Origin of the sequence: Paraburkholderia sp. J8-2, from assembly GCF_905220195.1 — a bacterium.
In the GTDB taxonomy this organism is placed as follows: Bacteria; Pseudomonadota; Gammaproteobacteria; order Burkholderiales; family Burkholderiaceae; genus Paraburkholderia.
The window spans coordinates 91,728-112,632 of record NZ_CAJMZA010000010.1 but is presented as its reverse complement, the minus strand read 5'-3'; the positions used below and the strand labels follow the sequence as shown (position 1 = coordinate 112,632).

The 20,905-nt window shown below is 59.0% G+C and carries 14 protein-coding genes; 6 read left to right on the top strand and 8 right to left on the bottom strand.

The window, feature by feature from the left end; translation table 11 throughout:
* Positions 1–390: 390 nt before the first annotated feature.
* Both U5A52_RS22380 and U5A52_RS22375 read left to right on the top strand, forming a co-directional pair.
* Complete coding sequence (locus tag U5A52_RS22380) at positions 391–5,259, top strand: AAA domain-containing protein (RefSeq protein WP_321936252.1); 4,869 nt, start codon at positions 391–393, stop codon at positions 5,257–5,259.
* The gene (locus U5A52_RS22375; protein ID WP_321936251.1) at positions 5,252–6,820 is read left to right on the top strand and encodes a hypothetical protein; all 1,569 of its coding nucleotides are present in this window, start codon (positions 5,252–5,254) and stop codon (positions 6,818–6,820) included. The genes U5A52_RS22380 and U5A52_RS22375 overlap by 8 nt, the downstream gene beginning before the upstream one ends.
* Positions 6,821–6,889: 69 nt before the next feature.
* On the opposite strand, the gene U5A52_RS22370 is transcribed toward U5A52_RS22375, so the two are convergent.
* From U5A52_RS22370 to U5A52_RS22340, 7 genes are all read right to left on the bottom strand, one after another.
* Entirely contained in the window at positions 6,890–8,218 is a 1,329-nt protein-coding gene (locus U5A52_RS22370) for a hypothetical protein (protein ID WP_321936250.1), read from the bottom strand.
* A 59-nt stretch (positions 8,219–8,277) separates the two neighbouring features.
* The gene (locus U5A52_RS22365; protein ID WP_321936249.1) at positions 8,278–9,147 is read right to left on the bottom strand and encodes a hypothetical protein; all 870 of its coding nucleotides are present in this window, start codon (positions 9,145–9,147) and stop codon (positions 8,278–8,280) included.
* Positions 9,135–10,193 (bottom strand): hypothetical protein, encoded by a 1,059-nt coding sequence (locus U5A52_RS22360; protein WP_415774035.1) that lies wholly within the window; start codon positions 10,191–10,193, stop codon positions 9,135–9,137. The genes U5A52_RS22365 and U5A52_RS22360 overlap by 13 nt, the downstream gene beginning before the upstream one ends.
* A 219-nt stretch (positions 10,194–10,412) precedes the next feature.
* Positions 10,413–10,754, bottom strand: a complete 342-nt coding sequence (locus U5A52_RS22355) for a hypothetical protein (protein ID WP_321936247.1) — start codon at positions 10,752–10,754, stop codon at positions 10,413–10,415.
* Positions 10,755–11,995: 1,241 nt separating this feature from the next.
* Positions 11,996–12,208, bottom strand: coding sequence for a hypothetical protein (locus U5A52_RS22350; RefSeq protein WP_321936246.1), 213 nt, complete (start codon positions 12,206–12,208; stop codon positions 11,996–11,998).
* Positions 12,209–13,492: 1,284 nt separating this feature from the next.
* A complete protein-coding gene (locus U5A52_RS22345; RefSeq protein WP_321936245.1) occupies positions 13,493–14,464 on the bottom strand; it encodes a ParB/RepB/Spo0J family partition protein in 972 nt (323 codons plus the stop codon).
* Complete coding sequence (locus U5A52_RS22340; protein WP_321936244.1) at positions 14,461–15,669, bottom strand: ParA family protein; 1,209 nt, start codon at positions 15,667–15,669, stop codon at positions 14,461–14,463. Before U5A52_RS22340 ends, U5A52_RS22345 begins: the two co-directional genes overlap by 4 nt.
* A 799-nt stretch (positions 15,670–16,468) precedes the next feature.
* Here U5A52_RS22340 and U5A52_RS22335 point away from each other — a divergent pair.
* Positions 16,469–17,851 carry a replication initiation protein gene (locus tag U5A52_RS22335; protein ID WP_321936243.1) on the top strand — a complete coding sequence of 461 codons (1,383 nt, stop codon included), beginning with the start codon at positions 16,469–16,471 and terminating at the stop codon, positions 17,849–17,851.
* A gap of 107 nt (positions 17,852–17,958) precedes the next feature.
* The gene (locus tag U5A52_RS22330; RefSeq protein ID WP_321936242.1) at positions 17,959–18,222 is read left to right on the top strand and encodes a replication initiation protein; all 264 of its coding nucleotides are present in this window, start codon (positions 17,959–17,961) and stop codon (positions 18,220–18,222) included.
* A gap of 4 nt (positions 18,223–18,226) precedes the next feature.
* Here U5A52_RS22330 and U5A52_RS22325 read toward each other — a convergent pair whose 3' ends face one another.
* Positions 18,227–18,862 carry a hypothetical protein gene (locus tag U5A52_RS22325; protein ID WP_321936241.1) on the bottom strand — a complete coding sequence of 212 codons (636 nt, stop codon included), beginning with the start codon at positions 18,860–18,862 and terminating at the stop codon, positions 18,227–18,229.
* A 464-nt stretch (positions 18,863–19,326) separates the two neighbouring features.
* Here U5A52_RS22325 and U5A52_RS22320 point away from each other — a divergent pair, with 464 nt between their 5' ends.
* Positions 19,327–20,031 (top strand): type IV secretion system protein, encoded by a 705-nt coding sequence (locus U5A52_RS22320; RefSeq protein ID WP_321936240.1) that lies wholly within the window; start codon positions 19,327–19,329, stop codon positions 20,029–20,031.
* Entirely contained in the window at positions 20,028–20,903 is an 876-nt protein-coding gene (locus U5A52_RS22315) for a TrbG/VirB9 family P-type conjugative transfer protein (RefSeq protein WP_415774034.1), read from the top strand. The genes U5A52_RS22320 and U5A52_RS22315 overlap by 4 nt, the downstream gene beginning before the upstream one ends.
* Positions 20,904–20,905: the final 2 nt, after the last annotated feature.

The following is a 20,905-nucleotide window of genomic DNA, read 5'->3' as shown; positions in this document are numbered from 1 at the left end:
GTCGACCAAGAGCCGTCGTTGAAAGATAGAATCTGAGCGGCTGCTAGTAGCTGGCGAGAAACACTAATGACGGACAGTCCGCGCGGCTGCTTCGCTCGTCACCCGACATTCGAGGGGCGCTGCGTCGAGCCAACTCTGAACCACTGGTCCGGCCCGTGGCGAACTGGCATTATCGATCCTTTGGTCTACCGGTGACCACAAGGCCCAGCCTCATCAAGAGTCCTGATGTCAGCCCCGCCGCGAGCGGATTCCAAGAATGCGAACAGTCGCGATTGAGGTGTCCGTCGATCGCTCATGCTTTCCGCTGTGCCCTGAACCACAATTCGAGGTACGGGCGGCCCGACCAACGTAGACGGCCCGCCAATAAATCAGACTCCTGAGGTCTCAACAGTGCGAATCAACTATCTCAGCCCCCGGGGGGTTCTGGAGGTCGAGCATGCCGCCTTACGCGAGCTCGAAGCGAAATTGCCCCGCGACTGGGGCGCCTATGCAGCATTCCGGCTGCTCACCCGAGGCTCCAAACAGCCGCTGGACATAGACCTGCTGCTGTTGACGACCAACCGAATTCTGGTGGTCGAACTGAAGAACTGGTCCGGCGAAATTGAGTATTCGTCAGGTCAGTGGTTCCATCGCGGCGACCCTATGCCCTCGCCGGTAGATACCACGGACAACAAGGCCCGTGCTTTGAGGAAATTCATACAAGAGAAGAACTCCTCCCTCAAGCTGCCCTTCGTCGAGTCGCTGGTGGTGCTGTGTCACCCCAAGTGCCGGTTGCTCAACTTTCCCGATGAGCAGCGGCGCTTTGTTGCAACGCTCACTGACTTCGTGCAGGCCGCGTCCGACGCGACACGCTACGCGAGACGCTTCCCTGACATCCCGCAGTCGTGGAACTATCGGTCCGTGGACCCCCTGCCCCAACGCCAGCGGTACAACGCGATTTTTTCCACGACCAACCCCGCGGTGCTCAAACGCCGCACGGTACTGCATGGCTTTGAGCAAATCGAGGATGAGGCGGACTATATCCATCCGCGCAAGATCTGGTCGGAGTTCCTTGCCGAGCACCAGGAGAGCCGAAGCTCGAAGGCGCTGCTGCGAAAGTGGAACTTCGAAGCGCTCGCCGCGGGTGGCACCTCCACCACCGAGCGCCAGACTATCGGCCTTCGTGAACTGCGCCTGAACGAAACGTTGCGCGTCCAAGCTCCCGAATTGCATGAAGACCTGTTGGAGCCTATCGGCTCTGCGACGGCGGACGATATCACCACCAACTTCGTCGAGGCGTACCGCCTTCCCACAGGCATCGAACGTCTCTCTGAACATCTGGCCCGCAACAGCGCCATGAGCGAGCAAGACCGGCGCTCTCTGGCAAAGAGCATCCTGGCCCGCTTCTCGAGGTTGCACGCGCTAGGGATTGCCCACCGCGACATCACCAAACGCACGCTGTGGGTGCTCGAGCCGTCCCGCGTGATCCTGTCGACGTTCGCCGCCGCGCGCGTCCCCCAGGCCCAGACCCTCGGTGTTCATCGCGTTGAACTAGAGACCGGCTCCATCGAGCTACCAGAAGACGAAGGCGTTGCCGCTCAGGTTCGCTCGGGCGATCCTTTCGCCCGCGACGTGTTCCTGCTCGGCGTGCTGGTCTATGAAATGCTAGAAGGCCGCGAACTGGAGCGTCTCGATGCCGTGCCCGTCTACAACGACACCGTAACGCTCGACTTCCCAGCGCTCGCGCCCTGGTACGCCAAGGCCATGGACCTGGACCCTGATGCGCGCTACCGCAACGCTTCCGAGGCGCTCGACGCGTTGAACGCCTGCCTTGCCGTCGATTCCGGGCCAGACGTCTGCGCCGAAGACTTCGAGGGCTACGAGACTGAGGCCGGCCCGATGACCCTCATGGCCAAGCGCATGATCTCGTCTGCGCCCGCCAAGATGGTCTACGAATCGGAGCAGAACGGCGACCGCGTTCTGGTGAAGTGCTGGCCGCAGCTCAAGTACGACCCGAAGTATCTCGCGCGCAACCTGCGCCTGCTCGCCTTCCTACAGCAAGCGAGGTCGCTGCGGCAGTCCGGCTTCGACGCCACCCCCGAAGTGCTGGACTTCGGCCTCAACACGTTCGGACTGGTGCTGGTCACGCGATGGACAGAAGGTCAAACGCTCACCGAGTGGTTGGCGACCAGCCCAGAGGGGCGGCAACGTGCACTCGTGGCTCACGCCCTGCTCAATGCAGTGCAACGCCTCCACATCTTGGGGCTGTCCCACGGAGACGTGAAGGCGGACAACATCGTCCTACCACAGAGAGCGGGGGACGAGCCGCCCCGGATCGTGTTGGTAGACATACCAGACCTGAGCGCCGATGGTGACGAGGGGATCACAGTCGGCACGGTCCCGCCGAGTCTGGAGAGCGCATCCCCACTGCACCGCGACGCGTTTGCCGTGTGTATGCTCGTCCTGACGCTTTTACCCGACGATTTCGCGGCCACGCGTAGCGACGTGGCCCGGGCCGTTGAATTGGTGGACGCGCTGCCGCCGCTGGACATACTCGCCGAGACGCTGCAGGACGAACTTCACCCGAAGCCGCGCTCGGTCACAACCTTCAAGGCCACCCTCAAGCGACGCGGCCGTGGTGGCCCGCCATCCTTGGACCTCGTCTCCAACAATGGCGAGTACTCTGTGCGCGCGACTAGGCATGCGGAGACCGGGAACGTGCGATTTAATGTCGTCGGGACGCGGCAAGACCTCTACATCAAGTACGACCCGGAAGAGGATGTCGTACTTGACGCCGCAGTCAAGGCGATCGACCACATCGATTTTGTCAGTGCCCACCGACGCAAGACATTCTCGCTAAATGCAGAGATACAAGTCACCTTTGCGGAGGAGGCTGATGTCACTGCGCTGGCCGGTCTGCTGTACCAGCTCTACAGTGCGAACGTCCCGGATGAACCGGAAGGCGACGAGGCCGTCGTCGGTCTCGGTGCCGACCCCTATGCCCGCCCGGCGGAGAGTACGCCCGTGCAACGTGTGTCCGCAACGGCACTGTGGACTGCGCTGTCTGACACTGATGAAATGAACGTCACCAAGATCACTGTTCGACGTGCCGGAAAGCAATTACCGCAGCAAAGCGACGAGTGGATCATCCACTTCGACTGCGAGGGCGGTGTGCTCGACTTCTCGGAGGACGAAGACATCGAACTGCTGGAGCGAGGGGTGGACGCCACGGACGGCAGCGACCGCTGGTACACCGTCGGCTGGGTCTCACCCGACCTCGGGCGTGACGTGATGCGGGTGCGTGCCAAGAGTATGCGCTTCTCACCGAAGACGGGCGACGTCCTGCACGTACGCGGCACCTTCGAAAAAGTGGCGTCTGAACGGCGGGTCGCGGCGATGAAGCGGGTGCTCGCGGGCGGTGGCCTCATCCCCTCGCTGGTTGACTACTTCGATCCAGATACCGAACGGATGCCAAAGCGCGACATCGCGATCGACCTAGGCGACCTTGGCAGCTACGACCTCAACGCCTCCCAGGAAGAGGCGCTGCGAACCGCCCTGTCCTACGGCCCAATCTCCCTACTGCAGGGGCCGCCCGGCACGGGGAAAACCAAGTTCATCGCGTCGTTCGTCCACATGCTGCTGTCGCGAGGGCTTGCGCATAACATCCTCCTGGTCAGCCAATCGCATGAAGCTGTCAACAATGCCATGGACAAGGTGGCAGGTTCGTTGCGTGCGTCGAGCATGGATGTGTCCATGGTGCGCGTCGGTCTGCAGTCGATGGTGTCGCCTGGACTGCGTGGCGTCCAGGAAGACTCGCTGCGCCAGCGCTACCGCGAAAGCTTCGACGCGGAGATCAAGGATCGCGTGCGAGCGGTCGGCACCGCGATGGGTCTTCCAGAAGGCTACGTTCGCGCCGCGACGGAGATTCACATCACGCTGGGCCCGCTACTCCAAAGCATAGACCGCCTCACACGCGCGATCGATGATGCTGACGGCACGGATGACTCAGCCGAGGAGCATCTGCGCCGGCTCAGCCAAGTTTTCGTCGAGGTTGCAGGGCGCCAGTTCGGCATCCATGCATCTACCGACGATGAAGCGACCAACCTCCGAGATCTTCTGGACGACAAGCTAGAGGCCTTGGCCAATCTGCATGGCTCGCCAAGCCCGGCTAAGTGTGCTCGCCTGGAGCAGATCGCTCGCCTCTCCACGGAGTTTTCCCAGGTGCTGCGCAGCCCACGCTCGAACTATACCGCTTTCCTCGCGCGCAGCTCTAGCGTTGTGGCGGGCACCTGCGTTGGCGTTGGCAAGCAAGCGCTCGGCATTACAGACGTTCCCTACGACTGGGTCATCGTCGACGAAGCCGCTCGCGCATCACCGATGGAGCTTGTCGTTGCGATGCAGGCTGGCAAGCGCGTGTTGCTGGTAGGCGATCACCTGCAGTTGCCGCCTTCGTACCCGCGAGCTGTCGAAGATCAGGCGTCGGCCCTGCTGGGAATGCCGCGCAAGGACTTCCGGAGGATGAACAACTTCCAGCGTGCATTCTCGTCGAAGTACGGCCAGTCCGTGGGCCGAACATTGCGCGTGCAGTACCGCATGGCAGAGCATATCAGTCGGCTCGTATCGCACTGCTTCTACGCCGACGCACTCGAAGTCGGACGCGAACCACCGGGCGAGGAATACAAGAGGCTACCGTCATTCCTCGCCTCGCAGGTCGTGTGGGTCGACACCCACGACCAAGGTCGCGAGGCGTTTCATCGCTCGGCCGGCACCCACGAAGGTGCGCTGGTGAACAGTCAGGAAGCGCTGGCCGTCGTGGAGGTGGTGCGGGCTATTCTGACGTCGCCCGGGTTCATAGAGGAGATCCAGGCCCAAAATGGCGACAATGAGCCCATCATCGGCATCATCGCAATGTACTCTGATCAGCGCGACCTGATCCGGAAGAAGCTCGAGCAGGCGGAATGGGCATCCGGGCTTCGTGACCACTTCACCGTGGGCACGGTAGATAGCTACCAGGGCAAGGAGAACCGCATCATTGTGCTCTCGGTGGTGCGCAACGACACTAGCGACCACATCGGCTTCTTGGGTGATCCGGAGCGCATCAACGTGGCCATGTCCCGATCGAAGGACCGGCTGGTGATCGTTAGTTCGTCAGCCATGTGGCGGTCCCGGACGGCCACGCCTATGAAGCGGGTGCTCGACGAAGTCGAGCGCCTCGCGGAGCAAAAATTGGCCAAGTTCGTGCCATCCAAGGAACTGAAGCGGAGCCTGTCCAATGCGTGAGCGCTTTAATACCGTCGCAGTGGCGATTCCGGCGCAGTTGTTCAACGTGCGCTGCCATGTGTCCATCGACCGCCAGGTTCCTGTCATGACGGACTTTGCGGTGCGCTTGCTACACCTAAGCGGTCCTCTGGAGGTCGGCGCGCTGCGGGAGTACTTCGGCCTCTCCGCGAGCGAACTGCGGGATCTGCTTGACCTCCTGCGGGAAGAAGGCCTTGTCGGCGAGGCCAACGGGCGTATCTCGTTGACTTCCTATGCCGAGTCACGCTTCGCGGCTTCATCAGACGGGCTGCCTCGCTTTACCAAGATTGCTGAGCGGCAAAGCCGTCCCGTTTTTGAGCTGTTGAGCTACACGCCACTGCCCAAAGCACTGTCGAGCAGCTATTGGGACAACGCCCTCGAACTGAAGTGGAATGCGGACGATCCCGCTGCGGGCAAGACGATTGATCGTGCAGAAGCGGCGTTTCACAAGCACTTTCTCGACATCGAGCGTTTTGAGCTCGAAGATGCAAACCGGCGCGCTTACGCTTGTTATAAGGTGGATGAGATTCGCGCCGGGCGTCCGTTCAGTGTTCCACTTCCGGTGCACTTCGAAGTGGACGTCGACGGTAACGTCGAATTCGAAATCGACGCACAGCTCGAACTCCTGCCCGACTCGCTGCGCTCTCTGGTGCGGACCCTTACAGCTGATAGGATCGCGGCCCTCTCAACCCGGACCGACCACCTGCGAGCCTTTATCGAACGCTTTGAAGATGAGCTGCTTTCACGCTATCTCCTGCCGCCATCCACCACTGAAGAGAAGACCACATTTGTGAGGGGCGACGGCCGGATCGGCCTGCGCAAGGATCCAGCAATCGACTTTGGACGGTACATCCACGAAGTGCATGGGCAGGCAAACGGCGAGGTGTATGACGCTGGAAAGAGCCAAGCGCTCCTCGGCGCACTCTACATGCCAAAATGCCAATCGCGTCTTTTGGATAGGCTGAGTAAGGCGCTCGCCGCGCTCAAGAGGTCGGCTAGCGCAGAGCTGCCAACGGCCATCTTTTGGGTACTTCCGGACACCGAACTGTGGGGACGCACGAGCTTGGTCCTTGACCTCATCAATGGCGTCCGAGTTGCGCTCAAGGAAAGCATGGGCGCACCACTAGAAGTCATTGCCATTGCGCCCTGCCACCAGGACGAGAACAGGGATCGCCTCGTCAAACGCGCACGCCATCTGCTCGACGCCGGGTTCAGTCGCGTGTTCCTTAGCCCATACCAACCCAAGCAGGAGTGTTTCGAGGCCTTGCTGCTTCCTGGGGTCTTTGGCGCAGCGACGTACCAATGGGCGATGCCGGGTGCAGACCGGTACAACGTGCCATTGGGATTTGTGACCCAGTCCGGTGCAAAGCTTCAGAAGATGGTCGCCTTTGTCCAAGGCGCCCTAGCGTCATCGCTCCACGGCTCAGGTTGGGGAAACGGCAGCACAACCGGGGAACGCAAGTTTTGGTTCAATGACGCGGTTGTGAGCGATTTCTCTTATCTTGACCGCTATGTCACTGCGACACGAGCACCTGCTGACTAATCCGCAGGCCAGACTGCTACGCAGGCAGAAGCAGAATGATCGCGCACGACGGCGAGCGTTTTGCGAGTTTCAGTAAATTTGGACACCGTAGCGTTTGAACATTACCTCGAAGAACGCCTTGATGTCCGCCTTTGCCGTCGGTGCCTGCAATTCCGCGGCCCCGAAACGGAAAACTTCGTAGCCCGCGAGTTTGAGTTCGCGGTCGCCCCTGACCATATGCGAATAGCGATGCGCGTCGGCTGTACCGGCGGGGTCTGCATAGTGATGTTTTCCGTCCACCTCCACGACGATCCGCACGCCCTGCGGCAACAGCAGCAGGAAGTCCATGCGAAACCTCAGTAAGGCATCCGGGCCTCGCTCCTTGACGGTCCGCGGGTCCCAGTGCAGCCAGACCTCCGGTAGAAGTGCCGGCAGGTCTGGCACTGCACTGCGGAAGCCTTCGAAGAAAGCCTCGAACAGCAGCATTTGCGGTGGAGAGTTTTGCGGCAGACTGGACTTGAGCCGGGCGTACAGTGAACGCTTGGCGATGTCGGCATCCGCGATGCGCTCTGTTTCCCCCCACCATTGCTGCAGATCGCACCAACGCAATCCGTCGTTGCCGATGGGCCGGTCATAGACTAGAACCTTGTCCGCATTAGTGACGATCTCTACATCGTTATCCAGGGCATCGCTAAAGCGCAGGTCGGGCTTGTCGGGCGAGGCAAAGATGAGATTCTTTGGACGCCCCTTTGTCGCCGTGTGCAGTGGGACCAGGGAAAAGACCGGGTAGCCTCCTTCGATATCGGTCTCGCGTAGTTCGACGCCGCAAGCGCGTAATGGTCCGTTAATGCAAGCAACGATGTGACGTTGTGCGGCCTCATCAGGACGAACATCAGGCGATACGAGTCCCTCCAGAAACAGGGCGAAGCGCCGGTCGGATGCGTCGTACGCACCCAATCGGTCGAACAAAACCTCCGCAGGCCAGTCCTCAGGGTTGCGATGCACATGTTGCTCAATTTCAGCCCGCAGACCCGAAGGCTTTCCGTCGAACAGAGCCATCCAGTTGTCGTTGTCCAAAATCCACAGCCGCTCCAGCAATTCGTCGAATCTGTGCGCGTCGCCGTACAGTTCTTCACTATTGAGCCTGCGTGCGACTTCCCGCCGATACCGTTTCGGGATGGACGGGAATGATCGATCGTTCCAAAGGACGTCCTCGATCTGGTTGCGCGTGGCGGCGTCGGGAGGATGGCGAAGCAGCAGCTTGCGGGCGACCGCGGGCAGGTCCGCGTCCGCAAGGGCGTTGAAGCTGGCTGTGACGCGTTCACGCTTGGAGCCCTCGACAGCAGGCGAGGGCAGCCCCAGTTCTTCGCAAAGCGCAGGCAGCATGGTGTGCGTACCGGCATCCTTCAGACTGGTCACCAGGGGCTCCAAAAGTTCGCGAAGTCGCGCGTAGTCCATGATCCTGTCTGATCCGCGAATCAATCCCTCAACCCCATGGCACGCAGCAGCGCGTCAATTTGTCCAAACGCGTCCTGCTGCCACTGTTCGGGCGTGCGCTCGCCCAGCACATGCGTATCTTCGACAAAGCGTCTCACGCAGGTGGGGCCATACGCTTCGAAGCTATCGAACTTGTCGGCAATGTGCCCGAAGCCGCGCTTTCCGCTCGGGAGACCGAGCACTTGACGACATTCGTGGGCCAACGCTTCGATCCCGTCAGGATAGTTTCGGACGCAGTAGTAAATGTCGTAAGCGTCCTTCTGCTTGTAGCGTCCCGCGAGTGCATAACCTTTCATCGCCAGCAGCGCCGGTATCGAGCACACCGCAATCTCCACGCGATTCGTTCCACCGTCAGGCATCGGCCCTGCAACCGCAACCATCTGATAGAACCGCATCGCCAGATCGGCGCCGTCGGCTCGTTGCACAGCGAAGTCGGCAACGAGCGGCGGATCGTTCTTGACGATTTCTGCATCCCGCGGCATCAGGAAGTCGACAACAATGTCGATCGCCTCGCCGCCATCGCGAGCAGGGACTCGGCGAACCAGCTGGAAGCGCCGAAGCCCCTCGCGCTGGGCATATCCATGGGCCTGAAGTGCGCCAACCAGGGTCGCGTACTCGCCGTCGCCAAGTGCTTCCGCATCCAGCCCGACATCTACGTCGAGCGTGCCGACATGCGGCATGTCCTCATTGGCCAGCAGCAACCACGGGACGGCCCCCCCAATGATGGCGAATTTGCCTTTGAAGCTGCCGAGTATTTGACCGATCTCGACCAGCACAGACTTCACGGCTACGGTAGTGCGGTCGTCATACTCCGCAGCTGACTGTGGTTCCTGGGTGGTCATTTTGGCCATGACAGTTTTTCCCGACGCAAATGCTCCGCGGCTTCAGCGCCGCGTTCACCGGCAATGGATAGATCCAGATAAGTCTGGATAGGATCCGTGCATATCGCGCCGGGTGCCGGCTCAACCGTATCAGCGAGCAGACCCGCGTCTTTTGGAACTGTGATGAGCACGTTTTCTCCCTTCGAGGCGGGCGCGAGCCTCAACGCCCCCCTCATCTTCTCCACTCCTTCGTGATCAGCGTAAAAGTAGTGCGTGCCTGTGCGCCCATAAGGAGCAAGCCAATGCGCTGCCGAGAACGACGCAAAGGCAGCATGTCCAGATCCGTCGCCCGTGCTGAGCACACTGCGGGCGGCATCCTCCAGTGCGGTGCCGTGCAATGGGGTGTAAAACCGCATGCGTTCGCCTGACGGCGCTTTGTAGCTATCGCGCCATGCGTCGAGCAACTCATCTGGTTTCGACAACAGAAGACCCTCTGGCGAGGCCAGCGCCCATTCTCGATCGATCAGTGCTGTGCGCACATTGCTGACATGGCCCAGACTCACGCCGGAGACTTCCGACAAATCGGTAACGCGCCATGAGCGGCCAGGTGCGCGCAGCATGGCGCGGAGAACCTGTGCCGATTTCGGCCTGAAAAGTGACTTGAGTTCACGTTGTTCGGCCCCTGAATTCTCCGCTACGATGCGCTCGATGAACACGCCGCCGAAGGCAATGCGGGCGTTCCCCTCCAGATCCAGATAGGCGACGCCCTTCTCTTCGCATAGTTGCCTGACTGCGGGAGAAATATAGGGCGCCATGAAAACGGGTGTGGCGTGTGGAGTTCGCTGTGCGTAGTCGTGCAGAACCAGTAGCGCTGAGCGGGCGTATCGTGGCTGGCCGTTCGACTCATACTCGCAGACGAGCACACGCGGTCTGCCGTCAACCAGCAGTCGGGCGACTAAGTCCGGTTGCGATTGGCTGGACGCGGCTTCGGATGTGATGCCCTCGATCTCTACAATGGGAACCTTTTCGAGCAACCGCCGAAGCGCCTCACGAGCGCGGGTCTCGTCGTCTTTCATTAAAATCACCTCTTTCAGCATTTGCTGAAAGTAATGTATTTAGTGAAATAACGCAAGAAATTTCACTGGTTGAGGGACTTTCAACGGATGGTGAAAATAGTCTCGGTGGTGAAACTACAGACAGCCGGAGTTCCTTCGAGACAGTAGCGGCGCCGAATCGATGCGTCAGAAAGCAGCCCGATCTTCACCGCAGGCGCGGACCGCTCTCCATCAAATCGGTCAAAAAAGCCCGGCCTGCCTCACGTCCCGCACCGGCGGCAGCGACACTTTCGCGCGCCGGGCGCCGCGGCGACGCGCCAGGCGCCGCACATGGGCGACGAGCTCGGCCTTCACTCCGCCGATGATGAGGACCAGTGCATACAACCGTGTGCCGTCGGGGCCCGGCTCCGGGCGTAGCCGCAGCGAGGCGCGCAGGGCAAGGCGCCGCGCCCGGTCCAGCAACTGGGCGCGGCTCATGCCCGGCCAGCAGGCGGCCATGAACGCCGCGACGGACGGCGGCAGACTTTCGGGCGCGCAGCCGGCGGGCAGCGCGAGGGCAACGAGTTCGAGGCGGTCGGCCATGCGGGGAAACGTTCTTGTCTGGCTCGCGCCGGTCGGGCGCGCGTCGCCTCCATCCTGGCGGAAACCGGGCCGCGCCGCAACGCGCCCGCCCGCATGGCCGGATGTCCCGATTCTCTCCGCACTGCGGAGAGAATCCTGCCGCGGCGGCGCACGCCCTCTTCTCCCGTCCCGCCTGACGCTCGCGAAAGAGAAAAAGGACGTTAGCGAACCTCATCCAGTCTGGTAACTCCGGAAATCAGGCGTGCGGTTTCGTATGCCGGGCCTGCGGACCAATCGCGCCAATTCGGAAGCGTCGTCTTGGACGCTGATCGACCGATGGAGTTGCCGAAGCTTGAGGCAGGAAACCTGCAACTCATAAATGCGTCGCGGTTCGAATTCGCGGTTCGGAACGGCAACACTGACCCACACCCGCCCTCCTCGGGCGACGGGGTCGGCCAAACACCGAGTTTGCGACGCCCGGTGTTTGCTACAAATTACGTATCGTCTGATACACGCAGAGCTCGAAACCGACGTTTAGGGCCGGCGGGCTGCCTGTCGGGCGAAATTTGCTGCCCCCTAATCTCGGCTTCCGTGAAACAGAATCGTGCTGAGCGTCTGAAAGCCCCGCCACACGTGGATTTCAAGCGCGAGAGCGTATCCCCCCGAATGTTTCACGATTTTGCGTTAAGCGCTCGCGATGCGATTACAACACTTCGTCGCTTTGCCCCCAAGGTTCTGCTACGGAACGGCGCCCGACCTACCGAGAGACCAGTCATCGCGTCTCGCTCGCGCGTTCAACTGTCGCTTCAATAGATATCTGGCAAACCGACTGCCTTGTTTGCCTTGTCTTCCGTCGCGGGTCCACCTTGCGCTGCTTGCGCCGTCAGGCGTTTTCTGCGTGGTAGCGTCATTGACGGTTAGTTGCAATGACTCTTGCGCTGAAGAGGTCTCGATGGCTGGACAACAGATCCTCCAGCTAATGCGCTCGACGTGGTGCTGCGCTGCCGGCAGCGCGGCCCAGCGTGTGCCGCCGACGACCATTGCGTATTTGTTAAGGTCGAGTAAGTACTCGCAGGCCTATGCTCCCCATTTCAGCACTACTTTCGCGCCCCATTGGTCGCTTCGCTATTGCTAGCAATTGAGGCGCGAATCTGCCCCACTACGCGGGAGAGATTCGGAGGAGGCGATAGGATTTTGGCGTGAGACCTTCGCGCCCATTGCCGGAGGCCGACGTCATCGCCGAGAGGCTTCTCTAGCACTTATCAGTACGGGCCGCGGGGAGCGACTGCGCTGTTGAGCGCGGGTGTCGCCGCCATCGGCGGATACTGGTTCGATTCAGAAATCGAAACCGCCCGGCTCTTGCCCGTCGTTTTTGTGCTCTGAAACACGACCGTGCTCAGCGCATGTACCCCATTGAGATCGATTTCCTCAGCTCGTTGCGCTGGTGATTCGTCATCGACGAGCACCTCAAGCACTGGTCGTCGCATACCGCATCGAACAACGCCCAGGCCGAGACCATCTGGTGAGAATGTCGGGGATAAGCTCCGACTTTACCCCGGAGGACGGATCAGAAACAAAGCGAAACTCCGACTTTATCCCGGAGTTAGCGATGCGTACCGACCCGTGACTCTTGCCCCCCATTCCAGCAAAGTTCGCAGGCACCTATTGAATCGCGGCGGCGTGTTCTCGGCGGCGGTGGAGCTTCAGAAGTGCAACGAAAGGGAAGCGGGGCAGATTCTGTGTTTGACCATCGTTGAATAGTGGCCTTTCGCGACCGGCGCCCTGACGGGGCGCTTCACCGGGCATTCTGCGGACGTGTGTCTGACGCGATGAACCACTGGCAGTGCGCTTATGTTTGAGTAGTTCACCGTCTTCTCGTCCAAGGTGGACTCAACACGGCGGCGGCGCACGCGCAGATGTTCCGTATGTTAATTACCTTGGCTCAACACGCGTAGCTATGGGGCTCACGAATGGCGCGGCGAGAGTGTCTCCAGTGGAGACACTCTTTATTCAACGGATGCTCGGCGAAATTTCATACGGGGCGTTCAGTAGCGACTGGTCCGGATCTTGTCTGACTTTGGGACGCGGCGACAGCCAACTACCGGGCTCATTCACTGCCCGCGCGTGCCACAGCAACCTTGTCTCCATTGGAGACACTCGCCCGTCCAGGAGATGTTCAAGTGAATTGCTCACCCGTGGTGTTGTCCGTTTCGGGAAGCCAGTGCCGTTGAGCGTTGTGCCCGCAGGCGTCCATGTGGGGCATGTCGATGCGTCGTCCGTTGGGGCGGCCAATCGTTATTCACGACGCCATAATTAATGCCTTGCTGGTATCTCACCGATGTAGACGCCTCGCCGACCGACGGCTAACCCTATGTGCCGTCGGTCAGCCGGGCTACTCCGTCGCGGAGTGTCTGAAACATGTATCTCTGGTTCTCGCAACGTGCACCAGGGGTCGCATTCGACCGCACCACGGCCTGTGCACGTTCATCAAGGACACAGCCGCATGGGTTTCCGTGTGTCTCCAATGGAGACACGGGTTCTGCGCAGGCCAACGCTGAGAAGGAATGCGAACGTCGGACAGAGCGCAGTTTCACAACGCTTGCATGTCACGGCGCGTCGAGGCCGAAATTACCCGAGCCAGAGGCGCCCAATTCGAGCACGCAGGTTTGGAGAGCTTGCCGGCATCGTATTTCCAGTCCGATCTCACAAGAAAAAAAAGCCCGACGAGTCGGGCCTTCTACTTGGGGGGCATCACGCGATTACGGGGCGCTGGCGAAAAGTTGCGCAATGAGCTCGCGAATCTGCTTTTCCTTTTCGTCCGTGAGCATTCCGGCCCTGATCTTCACCGTAAGACCAACTGAATCTTTCGTGATCGAGCCAGCCTGATTCCCGCCTGCGAAAATCTTGTCGATGCTGCGATCACTGACGTTCGCCGCATTCTTGCCATCGTCGTCTATCGCCTGCTTGATCGCTTTCGCTAACTTCGTCTGGTCTAGGTCCCCAGCAACGACTTTTGCCCAAACTTCACTGGCGAGTTCACTCGCTTTCGGCCCCTGCTCACGAAGCGCAGACACCACATTCTGTGCCGCATGCGCTCCAAGCAACCGAGGCTGTACGTCGAGATCCCTAATGATGAAGTCGGGCAGTTCAGCAAACGCGAGATAGCGATAAAGCTCAGAGCGAGAAATCCCCAACGCCTCTGCCATTCTCTTGCGGTTCGGAAACTCCTTCTCGGTTCGACGAATCGAACGCGAAATCTCGTAGTCAGATAGATCCTCACGCGCGACGTTCTCGACGAGAGCAAGCATGGCCATCTCTTCGTCAGAGAGGTCGACAACCAAGACCTTGATCGTCTCCTTTTCGATCATCTTGTGAGCACGCCAGCGCCGCTCACCTGCGACGATTTGGTAACCCGAGCCATTTCGCCGAACAACGATCGGTTGAACGAGACCAGCCTCCCGAATCGATTCCGCGAGCTGCGTGAGCTTAGCTTCAGCAAAAACCTGTCGCGGCTGCCACGGATTCGGCACAATTTCGGCAACCTTAACCTCAGAAGCGGGGCCCGCTTTTTCCAGTTCGGTTATCCGCTTTTGAGCCTGAGCAAGTGCACCTGCCATTCCAGGCGCGGTGAGCGGAGCCTTGTTTTTCTCCTGTTGTGGCTCGAGCTGGATGTCCTTCGCTGCCCGAACGTCCGCCGTCTTAGCCATCATGCGATCACGCAAGCTGCTCATTGTCCCGACCTCCACTGAGCGACGTACTGGTCATCAATCCATTTGCAGTAATCCATAAGCGGCTGTTTAACCCGAGCAAGGGTTTTCGCAACGGTGTCCGCGCGCGACAAATCGAACACCGTCGAAAAAGCGAGCGCGCCATTGCTCATGACTGAACTCGCGGGAATTTCCGTTGTGTGAAGCCAGTCACCGTAGGCTCGTTGCGACCAAGACCGCACCACCGGCGCCGACGATGTTGTACCGTAGTCCACCTTCGAGAGTAGGACCGATACAAAGTCATAGGTCTTATCCACCTCGTGCGCAGCAAAACCATTGGCAACCTCTGCGAACAGCGACCAGAAGGATGCTGAGGATATGAAATCCAAGCTTTCCGGGACTAGCGGCATAACCATCGAATCAGCCGCCATCAATCCATTCAACGTCATGTATGACAGCGACGGTGCCGTGTCCAGAATGATGTAGTCATACTGGGCGCGCAGTGGCTCAATGCCTTTGCGTAGCACCGACCAAAACTCGAAACCAGGGCTAGTCTTCTGGGCCGCAGGCAGATGAAACTCGGCATCGTGCAAATAGTTGTGCGCGGGGATAACGTCAAGTCCGTCCCAATACGTGCTTTGAACTTTGGATCCTAAGCCCCCCTCGATCGTCGGCTCATAGATGTAGGGCAACACAGTGTCTTCCCACGTAATATCCTTTTCGGCGTACAGTCCGCAGAGCTCAGACAGGGAGGCCTGAGGATCAAGATCGATCATGAGCACCTTGCGACCGCGCAGACTGAGGCCCTGTCCAAGACACATAGAGGTCGTGGTCTTGCAAGATCCCCCCTTAAAGTTCGCCGTGGTCAATACACGCCCACGCTGTTCGCGCGTGCCCGTTACGAGAGGCGTCTGGTAGATCGCCGAAACCTTTTGTACCCAGCTCCGTGCATCTTTCAGCGAAAAAATTCTTGCTCGCCCCGTGCCATGCGTCTCGCCCGCCGGCAGATCACTGCCTTCCTTCGTCGCGAGATAGTTGATTTTCTGGCGGTCCACTCCACAGAGTTCGGAGAGTTCGCCGATCGTGAACAGCGGGGCGGTTTTCCGCGGTCGAGGAGCCAGTATCTGATCACGCAGTTCGTCGGTCATGACACGTAGTCGCTCTGCGAACTCGCTGAAGTCGGAGAGTTTGACGCGTCGATCGATGCCCGGTAGCTCGCTCAAATTCATACGGTAAATTCCTTTTTGTTCACGGTGAGGTGATTTCTAAACGATCACCGAGCATTTCCACGGTTCGGCTTCATTCGTTAGTCGAAGCGTAGAATACTAGCCGCGCCGGAGAATTACCATCACATTCGATCATGTCGCATCTGCGGCGGAGTTATTTCATAGAAACCGTATAATTTTCAAATACTTAGCATCATTGCGAGATACAAGTAAGAGGTAGCGTCCGTACGACCGATTAGCAAGCGCACGAAAGCCTGATCACTCGGGCAGGTGTGTCAACACAAAACACCTCACCTTGGCCATCGAAAAGCCGCCGATTTACGCTAGCTTTCATGCAAAACACAAATCTCCTCACCTTGAGGACCACCATGCTCCTGCTTGCGCTTGCTGTTTTGCGGGCACTGACGCCCGCATGGATCAAATGCGTCTCGGAAATCCCGGCTCGTTTCTTGGCTGGCTTGGTTGTTTGTATTTCTTGTAAACAAAGAACCGACAAACCACTAACAAATTGGGTCCTCCAAAATAAAATCAATGACTTAGCGCTGCAAGGTGAGACGTTCTGTGCCAAAGGTGCTGTGAATTGAGCACTACGGTGAGCCGTTTACCACGACAAAGTGAGGAGGATTGGGTCGCAAGGTGAAGTAATTGGGCTGCTTAGGTGAGGTGAATTGTGATCTGAATGCGGTTAAGGTGAGGCGTTTTGTGAAGAAGTGCGGCGAAAGGTGAGGTGATCTGTGTTGACAGCGCACCTTGCGGTCGGTACCGTACCGCTCGAACGTCAAGGAGAACGAGGGGAGCCGGAATGACGACAGCGGGGCAAGTGGCCACATCCAGGCAATTGGCCTTGGCCCTGTTTGACGACGCGAACGCGGAAGACTTGCCGGTCGAAGCCGCGCGATCCGATATCGGCTTTGCACGAAAGAACGTCCTTATCCGCATAGTTGACTTAGGCGTTGCCGCGCGTCGATTGATCGATGCCGCGTACTTCATCGTCGCGCAAGAGAACGATGTTCACGATCTCTACGACGTGGAGCTCGATTACTTCAAGTGGCTCATGCGCTACTCCAGCCGCAATAATTCGCATCTGGAGCAAGTTATTACTGAGGCGCAACGGGCGTTGATTCAAGCAACCGCCGACGCGGAGGCTGACGGAACGAAGCCCTTCGGATCGGTTCAGCTGATCGGCCGCATTTCCTATACCGGCGGACGCTTTCAATTTCGCGTCCCGCCTGATCTCATTGGGATAATTCGCGGCCCGGGGAAGTCCCATTGGCTAAGTCTTCGCATTACCTCACTTTTCAGTCTGAGCTACGCACGTGTAATGTACGACCGGCTGCTGCCGTATGCCGACGAGGGTCTAACGGAATGGTTTACGCTCGAAGAATTGCGCTCATGGCAAGGCTCGATGGGTGCGAAAGCAAGCGAGTTCAAATATTTCAAGCGCGATTGGCTTACTCCGGCCGTGGATCAGATAAACGAGGTCTCTGACATTGCTTTGTCGTACGAGACACGGAATGAACCGGGATCGAGGAAGATAGGTCGCCTGCGCTTTCGGATCGAGCGCAAAGAAATGGGTGAGCGTCTGTTGCATTCGCATGAACAAGCTCAAGTGCTTTATCAGACCTTGAAGCAAGAGTTTGGATTGTCGAGTGCCCAGTTCAGCCAGATCGCATCGGACCGTGACACATACAACGACGAGCGCCTGGAACAGGCAATCGAAAGAACACGATTCAGTCTTAAGCTCGGCAAGGTATCGAAGAGCCCTGCGGGCTTTTTTATGAAGGCCCTGAAAGAAGGGTGGATCGTTTCTGATGCTGAGCGTCAGATGGTCCAGATTCAGAACAGTCTTGCGTTGACAGAGCAGCGCGAAATCGTAGCGAAGGAGCATGTTGAGACTCGTCTCGCGTTGCAACTTGCAGCTCAAGACGTGCATGCTCAAAACCGCATCGTTGACGAAGTGCGTCGCGGCTGGGAGCTGTACAACGAGGCGGCGCCAAGGCAGCGGGATGAATGGCGAAGAGCCTTTAAGGCGAGCGCGGCGGGAAAGCTTACCGTGCGTCGGTTGGGAATGGATGTGACGTCGGATCTGTCCGAGGATATGTTCGGGAAGTATCCGGATCTCCGGGACGGTTTTGCTGGCTTCGTGTTTAACAAATCACGAACCAGCAAGGGTAGGGCTCGCTAGTGTCAGAATCCATCTCGCCGTGGACGTGGAGGATTCTTTCCAGGCTGTCGACGGCGCCAGCCATCGCAAGTCGTCGAGTTTGCGCGGGGCCTTCAGTCGCTGTACTCTTGGAGCCGCTTCTGCGTGAGCTGAACCGCGGTCGTTTGTTGATCACGCTAGAGGATTTTCGCAACGTGCTGGAGATACCGGACACGTATCGATTTGCCGACATCAAGCGTCGAGTGATCGAGATGGCGGTGAACGAACTGAACTCGAAGGCCGATCTCGTGATCAGTTGGAAATCCGTAAAGCTCGGGCGCGCGGTAAATTCCTTGGACTTTCAGTTCATCCAACATCCACAGAGCCGTCTTGACCTTGGCGATGCCGCTTGACGTCTCACCTCGACTTGGCTCTCGGGCTCGGCGTTTTCGTTTTTAGCCGGCGCTGAGCTTTCTCAGCCGCAGCGGCGACGTCGGCTGCAAGCACCGATTTAAACATGACGAAGGCCGTTGAAATAAACGCCTCCACTCGCGGAAGATGCGGTAGCAGTTCGTCGAGATCGGGAATGTCTACGCGTAAAGATTTTTTGTCGCGCGCCAAATGAACTTGAATCTTGTTCGGCGTGCGCTGCGGGATTCGATCAAACACGGCAAACTCCAGAATGTCGTCCACCGCGGTGTAACCGACACGTACGGCCTCGCGCGCTCTTCGGATGAACAGTGCTTCGCCAATCTTATCGATCGCGCCCAACAAAAGTGCACCAATGCGGAAGCTGATGTGCTTCGCCCCACCAATAGCGTCGACGACTTCTGAAGGAATGCGCGCCAGAGCGATCGCCTTCGAGACGTTCGGTCTGGAAGTGCCAAATGATTCTGCCAGATCACGGTGTGACGACCACAGGCGTCTCTTGAGCATAGCTTGATAAAAGAGGCCAAGCTCGTAATGCGAGGCGGCGTTGGCGCGCATTCTCGCCTGGACAGCGATGGCCGTTACTTTGTTCGGGATCGACTTGGGATTGAATGTGGGTTCCATGATTGTGATCGTTGTCGGATCTTCAAAGCTTAATTGCCTTGAGTTAGTGTCAAGCCGGGAAGCGTGGAAGCAGCGTTTTCCCCTCGATTTGCCATTAAGACTAGAGTAATCGTATCGATTGTAGGTAAAAGACCGAGAATTGCTACGAGATCCGCAAAGATGCCGTTTAGGCGCCTAAACGAAAACGCCTCGCCATTTTCAATAAGCTCATGTTTTAACAGGGTTTTGTCTGAAATCGAAAGCGTGAACCGTTTGAACCACAGGTTGCCAGCTCCGCACATCTGGGCTCGGGGCAAAAGCTACACAAAAACTGCGCCATTCCGGGTTTAAGCGTTTAGGCGCCTAAACGGAGCTGCTTCCAAAACGCAGCGGCCGCAATCGTATGCAAAATAGCTTGTCTTTTGCTCCGGGAGCACCAAGCCCGGACTGATTCAATTGACGCGAGCCCACAGTCCGCGCGCGTCATGCCCTTCCTTCGTCGTTCCCGTAAAGACATCGCTCTCTCCACCGCACCGGGAGGGTATTCCGAAGAAGATCCCGAAAAGGTCGTCTTCGACCGCGGTACGCGCCTGCGTGTCGAGGCGAACCACTGGAAGCTGCTTTGCTTTGTACTGGCGGCGGTCGCGGCCGGGGCAGTCTGGACACGGCAACCGCCGCCTTCGGTCGTGAAGTCTTACGGCATATCCGCCGACGCTGGTGGCCGTCCGCTCGTCCGGCAACTCGCAGCGTACAAGCCTGACGATCAGGCGTTGCGTTCGTCCGTCACCGAGTCAGTACAACGCTGGTTCACGATTGAGCCGGTGCTATCGCCCACCATCGAGACCTCGCGCCTTGCCCGCAACATCAACTCGGTCAAGTCGCAAATGGTCGACAACGGCAAGAATCAGTTCGCGGCATGGCTCAAGGACGATGCGCCGTTTCAGGAGATCACGCGCAATCCGAAGCTCGTTCGCGAGGTGAAGGTCAGCAGCGTTTCCGTGCTGGACGATTCGACCGTCGTGGTCGAGTTCACGACCTCTACGACTCAGTTTCCCGCTGACAAGCCGGTCGACAAACGCTACGCGCTCACACTGCGCTACCAGATTCTCCCGGCGAGTTCTGACGATGCGGTCGGCACAAACCCCTTCGGGATCTACTTCCCGTTCTTCACGCTCCAGAAAACCGCATGACGATCCCGGCATCCCGCTCACTGCTGCCGCTTGCCGCGCTCGCTTGCGCGCTGGCGATTTCCCATCCCGCGCTTGCCGCGCGAAAAGTTACCGCGGCCGCCGGTTCGCTTGATGTGGGCGCCATCCTGGGCGACCCGATGAGTCCGGTGAATCCGTACAACACCGGCACCGATCCGGTCACGATGCCCAACGACGCGCGCATCGTTGTCTTCAACTACAGCCGCGACCAGATCTTCCGCATCATGGCCGCGCCGCTGAAGCTCACGACCATCGAGCTGGCGACGGGCGAAAAGCTGGTCACCGACCCGGCGATGGGTGACTCCGTGCAGTGGATCATCGACACGGACGGCGCGAACCACGTCTATATCAAGCCGGTGAAGCCGGGACTCGTCAACACCCTCCACCTCACGACCAACATGCGCGAGTACGACATGACGCTCGTCTCGTCGCCTGTGGGCGGGCTCTTCTATCAAAGCGTGCGCTTTCACTATGCCGAGTCGCTGATGGCAAAGGTCCGAGCGCGTGACAACGCGGATGGGACCAGCATGGCGGCTGGTGCCGGTGGACCGAATGACACCGGCCCCCTCGGCGTCTCGCCCGACAAGCTCAATTTTGACTACAAGGTAGACGGGTCTGCGCCGTTCAAGCCGGAAACCGTGTTCGACGACGGAAAGGCCGTGTGGCTGCGCCTGCCTGCGGACGCACCGTTTGCGGTGCCGATCGTCAAGGATCACGGCGACGACGTGAGCCCGAACTTCATCCGTCGCGGCCAGTACATCGTGGTCCAGCAGATGGCGGACAAGATCGTGCTGCGCGCGGCGAACGATGAGGTGACGATCACGCGCCGTCGCCCAGGCCTCTTCGGGTTCTGAGC

Bases quoted from the DNA above. Each gene is read 5' to 3' on its own strand.
- U5A52_RS22320 (WP_321936240.1), top strand. From the start codon at position 19,327: ATGCCCTTCCTTCGTCGTTCCCGTAAAGACATCGCTCTCTCCACCGCA.
- U5A52_RS22345 (WP_321936245.1), bottom strand. From the start codon at position 14,464: ATGAGCAGCTTGCGTGATCGCATGATGGCTAAGACGGCGGACGTTCGG.
- U5A52_RS22315 (WP_415774034.1), top strand. From the start codon at position 20,028: ATGACGATCCCGGCATCCCGCTCACTGCTGCCGCTTGCCGCGCTCGCT.
- U5A52_RS22375 (WP_321936251.1), top strand. From the start codon at position 5,252: ATGCGTGAGCGCTTTAATACCGTCGCAGTGGCGATTCCGGCGCAGTTG.
- U5A52_RS22335 (WP_321936243.1), top strand. From the start codon at position 16,469: ATGACGACAGCGGGGCAAGTGGCCACATCCAGGCAATTGGCCTTGGCC.
- U5A52_RS22360 (WP_415774035.1), bottom strand. From the start codon at position 10,193: ATGAAAGACGACGAGACCCGCGCTCGTGAGGCGCTTCGGCGGTTGCTC.
- U5A52_RS22355 (WP_321936247.1), bottom strand. From the start codon at position 10,754: ATGGCCGACCGCCTCGAACTCGTTGCCCTCGCGCTGCCCGCCGGCTGC.
- U5A52_RS22325 (WP_321936241.1), bottom strand. From the start codon at position 18,862: ATGGAACCCACATTCAATCCCAAGTCGATCCCGAACAAAGTAACGGCC.
- U5A52_RS22365 (WP_321936249.1), bottom strand. From the start codon at position 9,147: ATGGCCAAAATGACCACCCAGGAACCACAGTCAGCTGCGGAGTATGAC.
- U5A52_RS22340 (WP_321936244.1), bottom strand. From the start codon at position 15,669: ATGAATTTGAGCGAGCTACCGGGCATCGATCGACGCGTCAAACTCTCC.